Genomic DNA, 12,401 nt, shown 5'->3' on the forward strand with positions numbered 1-12,401 from the left:
TGCGGAGCCTACGGAGTCAAAACGATGGCTACCCATCCATCTTGGTGGGTGCACTGAGTTTCGGTGAAGTGGCCGGAGTAAAGGGCCGTCGTGTTGTCGGCTTGGTCAGCCGGGATACCGCTTAGCACGAGGTGGCCTGAAACTAATCGACAAAGGTCGCTGGCAAATATTTTTTGTACGGAGGGCAAGACGTTGGCCACCACCAGATCAAAAGGTTTAGTGAAAGAAGAAAGAAGACAAGTGGAGGCCTCAACTTCTACTCGGTTGGCTTGGGCATTGAAATTGGCCCACGCCACCGCATCAGGGTCGTTGTCGATGCCGGTTACCGAGCCTGCTCCGGCGCAACTTGCGGCGATGCCCAGCACCCCTGAACCGCATCCGGCGTCTAACACTGTGTGCCCGGGTTTTATGAGACGATCTATTTCGGTCAACACCAACTGGGTGGTGGGGTGTGCGCCGTGGCCAAAGGTGGGCCCCGGGTCAATGCTCAGGGGAATCTCGCCCACCGGGTCACACCAAGGCGGTGAGACCCCGAAACGTCCTACTACCAAAGGTTTGAGGTGGGGGCGTTGGTTTTGCGCCCACTCGGGGAGGGCAGTGGGGCCGTCAACCACCGAAGGTTCAACCCTGGAAAAGGGTAAGGGAGTCGTAAAGCACCGAAGGCACCTCCACCCCTTCAACATGGATCGCTACTTGGGTGGCGATCAGGGTGCCCTTTTTGTGTTCGCGTACTTCTTTCATGCGGCTACGGGCTCGTAGTATCGACCCGGACGGTACGGGAGCCAGAAAGCGCAGGCCGTCGGCGCCGTAGTTAATGGCGTTGCGTACCCCGGTGAGTTTTACTGCGTCGTTGCGGTTAATGGAAGCCACCAAACTGAGGGTAAAAAACCCATGGGCGATGGTCCCACCGAAAGGGCCAGCGGCGGATTTTTCTTCGTCTACGTGAATCCATTGCTGATCACCGGTGAGGTCAGCGAAGGTATTAATTTTTTCTTGGGTCATGTGATATTCGGGTCCCCATTCGCCCCATTCTTCGGTGCAGGCGGCTTGTAATCCTTCAATATCGTTAAAAGCTATTTCGTTCATTGGTGGCTCCTTAGTAGCGGTTATCTCCTACGTTGCCCGCAAAACTGCCCGCCCGTCAAGGCGGGCGCCACATTTGCGCTCTATGGTCAAGGTTAACCGATCGAAAAAGAGGCAAATTTTTATGGCGAGCTCACCAGTTGACCAGCATTACCGTGCGGCATGGGACGAAATGACCGGGCCGGAAGGTCCCTTTGGTTGGTCAGTGACCGAGGTGCGTGGGGTGCCGACCCGGGTCTACAACAATGCGCCACCCAACATGGCCTTGGTTTGGGCGGGGTCAATTGCCCAAGGCGATAACGAATATCTGGTGTATGGCCAAGAGAGCCTGAGCTACGCCCAAGTGCATCAAAAGGTCGATGCTTTAGCGGCCCATCTTTCTTCGGTGGGGGTAGGCCACGGCGACCGGGTGGCGGTGTCCATGCGTAACTACCCAGAGTGGGTTGTTACCTATTGGGCCACCATAAAAATCGGTGCTGCTTTGGTCGGCATGAATGCTTGGTGGACCACCCCAGAAATGGAGTTCGGTATTGCCGACAGTACGCCGAAAGCTTTGGTAGTAGATGGTGAACGTTTGGAGCGAGTAGCGCCGGTGTTGAGTTCCTTGCGGGCTGAAAACCCGCTGCATGTGTTGGTGGTGCGTTCCGAAGGGGACCTCCCCGAAGACGCCCTCCATTGGGAAGTTGCCTTAGCGGCGGCCGCTGATTTGCCGCCTGCTCCGGCGCTGGATATTTCCCCCGAAGACGACATTTGTGTTTTTTACACTTCGGGTACTACGGGCCGCCCCAAGGGTGCGGTATTGACTCACCGGGGCGCCGTGTCGAACTTGATGAACTTGGCTTTCTGGCAAACTACGGCCGAGGCAGCGCAAAATAAAGCGGTAGCCGCCGGGGAAACTCCCGCTGGTTCACACAAAGAGCCCGGGGCGTCTGAGCCGGGCTCGGTGCTGGCTATCCCGTTGTTTCACGTAACGGGCTGCAACTGCTGTTTGCATCCGGTCACGGCGGTCGGAGGTCGGTTGATTCTGATGCACAAGTGGGATGCCGGGGTGGCGTTGGAACTCATTGAGCGCTATCGCCCCTCAACCTTTACTGGGGTACCCACCATGGCTCGAGAGATCATTAACCACCCAGATTTTGTTTCTCGGGATACGTCAAGCCTGGCGCATTTGGGCGGCGGCGGGGCACCGGTGCAGCCGGACCTGGTGCACAAAATTGAAGAGAAACTTGAGGGCCGCCCTTCTACGGGCTATGGCTTGACCGAGGTCAATGGGGTGATTTCTATGAACTCGGCTCATTTCTTTACCGCGCGGCCAGATTCGGCCGGCCCGGTGGTGCCGATTTTGGAATCACGCATTGTGGGCGAAGATGGCACCGACCAACCGGTTGGCGAACGGGGCGAACTCTGGGTGCGGGGCGGCAACGTGTTCCGCGGCTATTTAAACCGTCCAGAAGCCAACGCCGAGATCCTTACCGATGGTTGGTTCCATACCGGCGACATTGGTTACCTTGACGATGAAGGCTTTTTGTTTCTGGTGGATCGTGCCAAAGACATGGTTCTGCGGGGCGGAGAAAATGTGTATTCCGCCGAAGTAGAGGCCGCTATTTATGAGCACCCAGCTATTGCCGAGGCCGCCGTTTTTGCCGTGCCCGACGAACGATTGGGCGAAGCAGTGGGAGTAGCGATCTTGTTGCTGCCCGAGGCCACCCTTACCCCCGATGAGTTGCGGGACCATGTACGCGTTTTGATTGCCTCGTTTAAGGTGCCGGAACACATTTGGTTTATGGATGCTCCGTTGCCACGTAACGCCAACGGCAAGTTTGTTAAACGTGACCTCAAAGAAGCCCTCATCGGTACTCCTACCGCATGAACGCCGCACAGTGGGCGCAAGCAGAGCGCCAAGCCTTTGTTGACCTCGCACAAGAACTTGGCCCTGAGGCGGCTACTTTGTGTGAAGGGTGGACGGTCGCTGACTTGGCCGCTCATTTGGTGTTGCGGGAGCGGCACCCGTTGGCCATGCCGGGTATTTTGTTAGGCGGACCGTTCGCTCGCTATACCACTCGGGTTAATGATCGCTTGGCCACTGGCTCGTTTGATGAGTTGTTGCAAAAAATTCGTTCAGGCCCACCAAAGTTGCTGCGCCGTTTTGATGGCAAAATGAATGTGGCCGAGTTCGCTATCCACTTGGAAGACCTACGCCGGGCCAGACAAGGGTGGGAACCACGCACCGGTCTTGACGAACTCCAAGATTTACTGTGGGGCATACAAGGACGTTCGGCTCGTTTGATGACCCGCAAACTCAACGACATCAACTTAACGCTGGCCCGACCTTCCGGAGAAACCATTTCTGCCGGAAAAACCGGCCGGCCGGTGACCCTTACCGGGGAGCCCTTAGAGGTGGTGTTGTTTGTGGCCGGGCGCCGAGACCAAGCGCTGGTTGAACTAACCGGCGAACCGACCGCGGTCCAAGAAGTAAAAACCGGCCCTTTGGGTTATTGAGCATCGGCGATGGCCTTAGCGGTCACTTCAGGTCGGCCCGTGATGATGCCGTCTACACCGATAGTGAGCATTTCTGCATAAAAATCGGCTGCCTCTTGAGTGGTTTCGCTGGTCCAAACCCAGACCTCAACGGGCGCCAGGTTTGCGGCGTCGAAGAAGCTTTCGGTGAGTACCTCAATATCTCCGTAGAAAGGTGGCACTTGTACGACGAGGTGACCAACGAGAGGTTCGCCACCTAAGACCCATGCCACTAACTCGTCGGTTCCGGGGCTGGTGGCTACGTCGGGGGCGGCTGCTTTGAACTCGGCAATTATGTCGGAGGAAAATGAAGCAACAATGACCGAGTCTCGCCGGCCCAGGTCATCAAGGACAGTTATTAGGGCATCAATGGCTTGGGTGGCCAGCCCACCTTCGTCTTTGATTTCAATGTCTAGAGGCATTCCCGGAAAAGATTCGGCAATGGTTCGGAGCGTTTCAATACGAAAGTCGTCGGCGGTGTAACCCTCGGGTGGCGCTACTTCGCTGCTGCGTACCCCGCGGAAGGGGTATTGATCGTCGTCGAGTTCTCGACAAGGCCAGCAGGTGGGTGACCACCAGTAAGCGTTGTCGAGAGCCTGTAATTGGTCAAGGGTCAGGTCGGCCACGGTTTTTATGGACCCATCGGCCAAAGTGGTTTGGGTAATGGCTCCGCTCATTCCGGTGGTTCCTTCGGCGGTGGCATCGTGATGGACCACCAGTACTCCGTCAGCGGTGATGCGTACATCCATTTCCAACATGTCCGCCCCAGCGGCTACTGCTTGGGTAAAGGCGTACATGGTGGAGTGTGGGTAGTCCTGATCGCCACCGGCGTGGGCAATGTTGAGAGGCCGGTCCAGAGCTAAGAGTTCAACAATGGTGGGTGGCCGAGGCGGCAAAGTCGTGGTGGGCGCCACCGTAGTGGTGGGCGCTGCGGTGGTGGAAGGAGGAGCCGTGGTGGGTGCCGCGGTGGTGGAAGGAGGAGCCGTGGTGGGTGCCGCCGTGGTGGAAGGAGGAGCCGTGGTGGATGCTGTGGTTTGTGTGGCGTTACTGCTGGTGCTCTCTGATCCACAAGAAACACCCACCAATAAGAAACTAAGAAGAACGAAATATTTACTCATCTTCTTACCGTAGTAGGTCAGAGGCCCCCGTAACCTAAGAACATGGCTGAGTCACGATCTTCTTCACATGAGGTGCTGGTGGTATGCCCTCCCGGCCTAGAAGCTTTGGTAGTTGGTGAGCTCACCGACTTGGGGGTCAAACACACCCGCAGCGAAAAAGGCGGAGTGACCTGCTCGCTGACGACCCGCCAGTTGTATGCCGCTAACCGTTCGCTGCGCTGCGCTACCCGCATTTTGGTGCGGATTGCGCGGTTTACCGTACGGTCTTTCGCCGACTTGGAGCGCCGGGTAAACGAAATCGAATGGGATGACTACTTGCCGGCCGGTGTGCAAGCCCGATTTCGGGTAACGACCCGCCGATCAAAGTTGTGGCACGACAAAGCCGTTGAAGAACGTTTCATGCGGGCTTTTAAGCTGGTCAGCCCGCATGCTTCTGAACAACTTTTTGTGGTTCGTGGCAGCCACGATCGCTTTACGGTCAGCGTGGATTCCTCGGGAGCGCCGCTGCACGAACGAGGATGGCGTCAGGCCTTAGCCAAAGCTCCGCTACGTGAATCAGTAGCTGCCGGGTTATTAATGGCCTCCGAATGGGACCCCACGACACCTTTTATTGACCCATTTTGTGGGTCGGGGACGTTGGCTATTGAAGCAGCCTTGCGAGCCACCGGGCAGCCACCAGGAGGGCAGCGTCAGTTTGCTTTTAAACAATGGCCAGACTTCCAACCCGGCACTTGGGCCAGCGTTACCACGGCTCAGGCCGAGCCAACCTCGTCCGTACCAGCCATCGTGGCTACCGACCGAGACGCCGGAGCCATCGATGCAGCACAAGCGAACGCTGAGCGCGCCGGGGTGGCGGAACTCATTGATTTCCGGGTTGCCCCCATTGCTGATTTACAAACCCCAGAAGGTGGCCCCGGCCATTTGGTCACCAACCCGCCGTGGGGTGGGCGGGTTTCAGCGGAGCGAGACCTGCGTAATCTTTATGCCACCTTGGGCAATGTGGGCAAAAAAGAACTCAGGGGCTGGGGCTTGGGCGTGCTGCTCGCTGATCGAGATTTAGCTCGGCAAATACGGCCTGGATTAAATGAATCTTTGACTTTAGAATTGGGCGGCCAGCACGCTTGGTTTATGACGGGAAAGTTCGCCCAGTAGTTCGGTGGGTTGCGCCTAGTTGACGACCACGGTGGCTGTCATGTCGGGGTGCAAGACGCAAAACAGCGAGTAACTACCTGCTTGATCGGTGTTGAGTTGATAGTTGTCGCCGGGGCTCATAAAGCCAGAATCAAAAGACTCGAGGTCAGGAGCGTCGGCGGTGCCAGCGCTTACCGTATGAGGCACTGAGTCACTGTTGTTGAAGTAGACGCTTTGGCCGACTTTGGCTTCGATGACTGTTTCGAAAGCAAAGTTGGCAATGATGGACTGCCGGGCGCCTTCAGGGAAATCTGACCCCTGCACGTTGCGAGACGTGTAAATGTCGCCGCCGTTGGCCACCGGAGCGATGGTGGGGTTCCACATAGAGAACACCCCGAGTTGGCTGTCAAAGTCGGGAACAACCCAAGCGTGAAGCATCCAACCAATGGCGTCGCTCCAACTTCCGCCCGCCGCCGCACATTCGCCTTGGGTGACAAAAGAGTCGCTTCCGGTGTTTTTTCCTCGGCAAATATTGAAATGTGAATGCCAATTATCAAGGTCGCTGGCGTAGGCCTCTGGATGATCAAAACCAATCACCGAGGGGGGAATCACATAAGCGGTGCCGGTGAGGTAAACCGGAGGCCCGTTCCATACCCCATCCACGCACTGCCCTAAGGGCCCTTGGTGCAGTGACCCGTCGCTGGGGGCGTAAATAAGAACCTCTGGCCGGTCGGGAAAGAAGCCATCGTCTATCCAATCAGGGCGAAAGAGGTGAGAGCCCATGTTGGGGGTCTGAATTTGATCAGAGATAAAGCCCTCGGCGCAAGCGGTGTTCACGTCGGTGTGGTCGGCCGCAAATGCAGCGGTTTGGTTGAGTTGGTCAACCAGGGTGGCGAGTTCTTCGCTGGTCATGTTGAGGGCGTCGGGGATAGGTGCCCCAGAGGCCTGCAGTTCTACTAAATCAAGGTACGAGCAGGGGAGATCTGGTTTATCGCACCGGGTTTGCTTCCCCAACGGCCCTTCGATCAGCGAAGGGATTACTCCAGCGGAGGTTTCGCGAAACACGTAACGGGTGTAACCGGGGGCGCCACCGGCTTTGGGGTCAAGTTCCCCCGGGAGCAGCCAAGCCGCATCGGATTGGCTAAAAGATGCGGCTTGTGAAATGTAGGCCTCAAGTTGGGCGGTGGTTTTGATTGCTGAGGTATCCACCGTGGTGGTGGGGACTGCTGTGGTAGCTGGCGCAGATGTGGTGGTGGGTGCTGCTGAGGTATCCACCGTGGTGGTGGGGACTGCTGTGGTAGCTGGTGCAGATGTGGTGGTGGGTGCTGCTGTGGTAGCAGGGGATGCTTCTTGGTCTGACGGGTCGGTGGAACATGCGGCAGCAATTAAAGCTGCGGTCAAACCGAGGGCGATGGGGCGAAAGAGTTTCATGAAGAAAGCATAGGAGGAATGATGGTGTAACCCGAGTCGGCCCGTCGTGGAGTTAGTCGGCGCTGCAGTGCGGCAGCGATGGATTTTTCTAACCGAGCCGTTTTTTCTGCTTCTCGTTCGGTGTCACGCTGGGCAAATTCGGGCATGACTTCTTGGGCAAAGATTTCCATAGATTCACAAATGTGTTGATGCTGGTTGCGTCCTGCTTGGCTGACGAAAATAATTTGGTCAATGCCTGCTGCTTCGTATTGGCGCAGCAGTTTCCTTAACTGTTCAGGGGTGCCGATGGCGCCCCGCAGCGAGAGTCGTCCTTCCCCAATGGTGGCCGGGGTGCCTTCGAGACGGGCTCGTAGTTCCACCTCGGTTTGCGCAGCGGTAGCCCGGTCGAAACCGTAGGTGCTGCGGTTTTTTTCAAACTCGGCCCAAATGTCGGTAGTGCCGGGGTGGTGTTGACCAAAGGCGTAGTAGTGGCCTAGCGAGTAGCCGAAGAAGTGTGCCCCATCGATGCCCCGGTCAATGGCGGTGGCTTCGTCGTGGTGGCACATCATGGGGAGCACAGCAGCCACGTTGGCGTTAACGGCAAAACCTGCGGGCACGCATTCTGAAGAACCGATAATGCTGTAGTACTCGTCGACCCAATGCTTGGCTTCGTCGGCTTCTACGAAAGCAAAGGTTAAGGCTCCGACGCCTTTTTGGGCGGCTAACTGAATGGTTTCGCGTTGGCTGCAAGCTACCCAAAGCGGGGGGTGTGGTTTTTGGAAGGGTTTGGGCAGGATATTTCGGGGCGGCATCTTCAACCAGGGGCCGTCCCAACCGGCAAAGGGTTCTTCGACCATCATGGCGGTGGCTGCTTCAATGTGGTCTAGCCACTGGTCTCGCTTGGTTTCCCGCTCAACGCTGAAGGCTTCGAGTTCTGCGGTGGATGACGACTCACCGGTGCCGAAGTCCACCCGGCCGTCGGAAAGAATGTCCAGCGTGTTGAGGCGTTCAACTACTCGAGCGGTGTGGTTGTATTGGCCAGGGAGCAACACGATGCCGTGGCCGAGTCGTATTTGTTTGGTGCGTTGACTGGCTGCGGCGAGAAAGACTTCGGGGGCTGAGGAGTGGCTGTATTCCTCTAAAAAATGGTGTTCAACTTCCCAAATGTAGTCGTAGCCAAGGCGATCGGCCAACTCGATTTGATCAAGGGCGTCTTTAAATAAACGATGTTCGTCGCCGTCGTTCCAAGGGCGAGGCAGTTGATGCTCATAGAAGAAACCAAACTTCATGGCCCGAGGCTAGGGCCTTCGTTGTTGGGGCGACCCATCGGGCCAAACTTGTGTTTTGCTTTGTTAGTGTTTGATTAGGGTTGTTTATTTTGTTTTTTTCTAAAAATTTCTTCAGGAACGGTTTCGTTATGAAAAAAATTTGGAGCCTCAAAAAATATGACGGCCCGTTTCATGAGTTTGATGGTGGCGAGTGTTTTAGTTGCGAGCGCTTGTTCTGCCGAGACATTGACCACTGAGGTGGTACCCACCACTGTTGCGCCCACCAACACGGAGGCCGCAGCGGCCAGCGTTTTTTGTGAGGTGTTTGCCGGGATCCAAACCAGTACGGCTGAATCAGGCGGCGAGCTTTCTTCTGCAGCAGATTGGGAAACCAGAATTGGGTGGACAGCACAACTGGTCGCTGCTGCTCCTGAAGAGTTGGAAGACGAGGCAGTAATTTACTTGCAACTGGTAAAGGATCGAGCTGATTTGGTCGCCCCTTACGATTACGTGAGCGTTCAAGAACTTCCTCAAGAGGTGAAGTCAAGTTTCATAGCAGAAAATTTCGAGAACCAACAGGCTTCAAATAAATTGATTGACTACGCACATTCGTCTTGCGCCCTTGATGAAGGTGACGGTACCTCAGAGGCCAGCGTGCCTGCGGGCGATGAAGAGACAGATAGCCAAGCCCCCAACGGTTTGACGATTGAGGCGGCCATTTTTTCAAAGGCAGACCATGACGGCAACGCCCTAGTTTCTGTTGAGGAGATGATCCAACACATGGAAGAAAAGCGGGCCGCCGATGGAGAAGCACCGATGTCGGATCAAGTAGTGCAGCAGTTGAGTAACAAGTTTCTTGCCCACGATGAAGATGACAACGGCTCGTTACATTTTGAAGAATTTGAAGAATTTGAAGAGTTCGCAGCCTCATTCGGTTAACGAAATTTTTGTAAGGTCCTTTTCTGGATCAAGAAGAAAGGTATGGTTTGTTTATGAGGAAAAACGTAGTGATGGGCCTTGGTGGGCTTTTGGTGGCCGTTGTTGCTCTGTGGTTTTTTGTTCTACGTGATGATGCGCCTCCACCGCCGAGCGCTGCTTCGGCTGCTGCGGTAGCCATCGCTTCACAAAGCACCAGTGTTCCTCCAAGTACCACTGTCCCAAGCACCACAGCTCTAAGCACCACGGTGGCACCCACCACCACGTTGGCAACGACAACGACGGAAGCGCCTGCGGGCGTTTCTGGAATATGGGAAGCAGATCTCACTATTGGGTCGTTTGATGATTTCTCCAGTAGTTTCGTAGGTTTTCGGGTAAATGAAGAGTTGGGGCTCGGCATCGGCCACACCACAGCAGTAGGACGCACCCCGGAAGTAGCCGGTGAGTTCATCTTCGACGACTCTTCGTTGCTTTCTGCCACGGTTACGGCAGAACTTGGAGCAATAGTTACCGAGCAGACTCGGCGCGACGATGCGGTTTATGAAGCACTCGATGTCATCACCTACCCCGAGGCACTGTTTGTCCTACAGGGCCCGCTTCTTTTTGAAGCAGGAGCGGAAGGAGAGCAAACCCTCGCAACAACGGGAACGTTGACCATAAAAGGGGTAACGAACGAAGTCCAAATTGAGTTGGTTGCCCAACTCGTTGGAGAGGTCATAGCGGTGACTGGCCAATTCCCAGTGGTGTTTGCCGATTACGGCGTTGAAGTTCCGAGTGCGCCCATCGTGATTTCGGTTGAGGACGAAGGCATCGTTGAGATTCAACTCTTCCTTCGACGCCCTGCTGGGTAACCATTTGCGTAAAAGTAGAATCTGGGGGAGACTAGGAGGACACTAAGGAGTTCTCATGCCCCACGAAGCCTCAGAACGGCTGCTCGAAGCCATAGATGCGTTAGAAGACTTAGCGCGAGAAGTCACCCCAGGGCAAGCTGCCGATGATTTTGACGCATCGGTGTTGCAGACCTTTTGGCGAGAATGGCCACACGCCAGCGTGTGGGCGGGCACCCTTTGGCGCCAACTCAACCGAGATTTAGAACGCCCAGCTACTGCGTTGGCCGAAAATGGGTTAGATGAAACCGGCGGGGTGGGCTGATGGCCACCCTGCGAGACGTTATGTCAGACAACGTGGTCACCCTGGCTTCGGATTCCACCATGTGTGATGCCGCTCAAGTCATGGTGCGTGGCGGGTTCGGGTCGGTAGTGGTTATGCAGGGCCGCATGCTGGTAGGTATTTTGACCGAACGTGACGTGCTGCGATCGGCCGCCGAAGAAGCTGATTTGCGGGCCGCGGCGGTTGAGAAGTGGATGACCCCTGACCCCGATACGGCCAGCCCAGATTTAGACACTGAGGAAGCAGCGGGGCTCATGCTTTCTCGAGGCTTCCGGCACCTTCCAATAATGGAAAACGGTGAGTTGGTGGGCATGGTGAGTTTGCGTGATGTTTTGAGTGCCCGTATTGGGCAGCATTAGCTTTTCTCAATAAAGTTTCTTTATGGCTACCGACCTTCAGGAGCGAGCCCGGCGAACCAGCGCAGCATGGACGGCGGATCCTTTTTACGCTTTGGTGCGTACGTTGATCCGGTTTATTCTGTGGCCGTTTTTTCGGGTTAAAGCTTCGGGCCAACAAAATATTCCCGTGGGAGGGCCGGTTATTTTGGCCCCGGTGCATCGCTCGAACCTTGACTCGTTGTTGATGTCGCCTCTGACCAAACGGCCGATTCGTGCCTTAGCGAAAGAGAGCCTTTTTAAAATTCGCCCCTTGGGTTGGGCCTTGGCTTCCTTGGGGGCTTTCCCGGTGCGGCGTGGCGGTGCTGATCGAGAATCTATGCGGGTAGCGCGGGAACTTTTAAAAGAAGACAACATGGTGTTGGTGTTCCCCGAAGGCACCCGTCACCAGGGCAGCCAAATTGCTGAACTTTTTGACGGCACGGCTTACTTGGCTGCTAAGTCTGGTGCTCAAGTAGTGCCAGTAGGCATTGCCGGCACTGAAGAAGCCATGCCTTCGGGTTCGCGTTTTCCTCGCCCAAAACGGGTGCGGGTAGTAGTTGGTGCCCCCTTGGACCCGCCTGATCCGAAAGCGCCACGCAGTGCGTTGGCGGCTTGGACCGAGGCCTTAACGTTTAGTTTGCAACGAGTGCAAGATGCGGCTCAGGAAGTTAATCGTTCAAGCTGATCGGGTCAAAAAGGTTCGTATCCACGACCCGATGACTGACCGGTCGGAGTTTTTCGCCAACGACTTAGCCGCTTGAACCCGGGTAGTTTCATCGAAAAGGTGGCCCCATTCTTCATGGAGCTGGTGGGTGAAACCAGCGGAGAATTCTGGGTGGGGCTGCATACTCAGAAAATGATTGTCTATGGCCATCATGGCAAACGGACTGTGGTCAGCCTCAGCGATTGTTCTGCCGCCTGTAGGAAGTTGAGTTACTTCGTCGGTGTGGCAAAAAGAAATGATTGGTGCCTCGTGAAGAGGGTCCATCCACCATTCGGTGGCTTTTATTTCGGCGGGGAGCAGGCCGACGCCCCAATGGGCACGACGGCTTACTTGACCACCGAGGGCGTGGGCTATGGCTTGATGGCCGAAGCACACCCCGACGGTTGGTGCTTGTGCTGCGTTTAGGTTTTCAATGAAGCGAAAGAGGCCGGCCATCCAGGGCTCTGGTTCGGTGATTGAAGAACGAGACCCGCCGATGATCCACCCTTGTTGCTGGTCAGGGCTAGCGGGGAGTTGTCCGGCCGTCATATCGTAAACAGTGATCTCTGGCACAAAGTTTTCTGTGGTTAATAATGCGGTGAAGAGTTCTTGGTAACCACCAAAGTTTTGGTACAGCGCTCCATCAAACTCGTCGTTGCGAAGAAGGCCGATGCGCAGAGATGACATA

At 55.8% G+C, this 12,401-nt stretch carries 15 protein-coding genes; 9 read left to right on the top strand and 6 right to left on the bottom strand.

Annotated elements, in window-relative coordinates; all coding sequences use genetic code 11:
- Nucleotides 1-8 precede the first annotated feature (8 nt).
- Nucleotides 9-683, bottom strand: a complete 675-nt coding sequence (locus tag EYQ49_07600; protein ID HIG25735.1) for a methyltransferase domain-containing protein — start codon at nt 681-683, stop codon at nt 9-11.
- Entirely contained in the window at nt 622-1,086 is a 465-nt protein-coding gene (locus EYQ49_07605) for a MaoC family dehydratase (protein HIG25736.1), read from the bottom strand. Before EYQ49_07605 ends, EYQ49_07600 begins: the two co-directional genes overlap by 62 nt.
- 121 nt (nt 1,087-1,207) lie before the next feature.
- Between EYQ49_07605 and EYQ49_07610 the strand changes: the two genes are divergently transcribed.
- On the top strand, nt 1,208-2,953 hold the full coding sequence (locus EYQ49_07610) for an AMP-dependent synthetase (GenBank protein ID HIG25737.1): 1,746 nt from the start codon (nt 1,208-1,210) through the stop codon (nt 2,951-2,953).
- Nucleotides 2,950-3,582, top strand: coding sequence for a TIGR03085 family protein (locus EYQ49_07615; protein ID HIG25738.1), 633 nt, complete (start codon nt 2,950-2,952; stop codon nt 3,580-3,582). Before EYQ49_07610 ends, EYQ49_07615 begins: the two co-directional genes overlap by 4 nt.
- On the opposite strand, the gene EYQ49_07620 is transcribed toward EYQ49_07615, so the two are convergent.
- Complete coding sequence (locus tag EYQ49_07620; GenBank protein HIG25739.1) at nt 3,576-4,496, bottom strand: hypothetical protein; 921 nt, start codon at nt 4,494-4,496, stop codon at nt 3,576-3,578. The genes EYQ49_07615 and EYQ49_07620 overlap by 7 nt on opposite strands.
- Between EYQ49_07620 and EYQ49_07625 the strand changes: the two genes are divergently transcribed.
- Together EYQ49_07625 and EYQ49_07630 are read left to right on the top strand one after the other, a co-directional pair.
- On the top strand, nt 4,474-4,731 hold the full coding sequence (locus tag EYQ49_07625) for a hypothetical protein (GenBank protein HIG25740.1): 258 nt from the start codon (nt 4,474-4,476) through the stop codon (nt 4,729-4,731). The genes EYQ49_07620 and EYQ49_07625 overlap by 23 nt on opposite strands.
- A 29-nt stretch (nt 4,732-4,760) precedes the next feature.
- Complete coding sequence (locus EYQ49_07630; protein ID HIG25741.1) at nt 4,761-5,870, top strand: class I SAM-dependent RNA methyltransferase; 1,110 nt, start codon at nt 4,761-4,763, stop codon at nt 5,868-5,870.
- Between the two features lie 15 nt (nt 5,871-5,885).
- Here the strand turns inward: EYQ49_07630 and EYQ49_07635 are convergent, their stop codons facing one another.
- Together EYQ49_07635 and EYQ49_07640 are read right to left on the bottom strand one after the other, a co-directional pair.
- Nucleotides 5,886-7,280, bottom strand: a complete 1,395-nt coding sequence (locus EYQ49_07635; GenBank protein HIG25742.1) for a hypothetical protein — start codon at nt 7,278-7,280, stop codon at nt 5,886-5,888.
- A complete protein-coding gene (locus tag EYQ49_07640) occupies nt 7,277-8,548 on the bottom strand; it encodes an LLM class flavin-dependent oxidoreductase (GenBank protein HIG25743.1) in 1,272 nt (423 codons plus the stop codon). Before EYQ49_07640 ends, EYQ49_07635 begins: the two co-directional genes overlap by 4 nt.
- 156 nt (nt 8,549-8,704) lie before the next feature.
- On the opposite strand from EYQ49_07640, the gene EYQ49_07645 reads away from it, so the two are divergent.
- From EYQ49_07645 to EYQ49_07665, 5 genes are read left to right on the top strand one after another with little or no spacing between them, the layout of a single operon-like run.
- Nucleotides 8,705-9,466, top strand: coding sequence for an EF-hand domain-containing protein (locus tag EYQ49_07645; protein ID HIG25744.1), 762 nt, complete (start codon nt 8,705-8,707; stop codon nt 9,464-9,466).
- A 53-nt stretch (nt 9,467-9,519) separates the two neighbouring features.
- On the top strand, nt 9,520-10,314 hold the full coding sequence (locus EYQ49_07650) for a YceI family protein (GenBank protein HIG25745.1): 795 nt from the start codon (nt 9,520-9,522) through the stop codon (nt 10,312-10,314).
- A 55-nt stretch (nt 10,315-10,369) separates the two neighbouring features.
- The gene (locus EYQ49_07655) at nt 10,370-10,615 is read left to right on the top strand and encodes a hypothetical protein (GenBank protein HIG25746.1); all 246 of its coding nucleotides are present in this window, start codon (nt 10,370-10,372) and stop codon (nt 10,613-10,615) included.
- Nucleotides 10,615-10,992 (top strand): CBS domain-containing protein, encoded by a 378-nt coding sequence (locus EYQ49_07660; GenBank protein ID HIG25747.1) that lies wholly within the window; start codon nt 10,615-10,617, stop codon nt 10,990-10,992. The genes EYQ49_07655 and EYQ49_07660 overlap by 1 nt, the downstream gene beginning before the upstream one ends.
- A gap of 22 nt (nt 10,993-11,014) precedes the next feature.
- On the top strand, nt 11,015-11,695 hold the full coding sequence (locus EYQ49_07665) for a 1-acyl-sn-glycerol-3-phosphate acyltransferase (protein ID HIG25748.1): 681 nt from the start codon (nt 11,015-11,017) through the stop codon (nt 11,693-11,695).
- Here the strand turns inward: EYQ49_07665 and EYQ49_07670 are convergent.
- On the bottom strand, nt 11,687-12,400 hold the full coding sequence (locus tag EYQ49_07670; GenBank protein ID HIG25749.1) for a hypothetical protein: 714 nt from the start codon (nt 12,398-12,400) through the stop codon (nt 11,687-11,689). The genes EYQ49_07665 and EYQ49_07670 overlap by 9 nt on opposite strands.
- Between the last annotated feature and the right edge of the window lies 1 nt (nt 12,401).

Source organism: Acidimicrobiia bacterium, from assembly GCA_012959995.1.
Lineage (GTDB): Bacteria > Actinomycetota > Acidimicrobiia > Acidimicrobiales > MedAcidi-G1 > MedAcidi-G2B.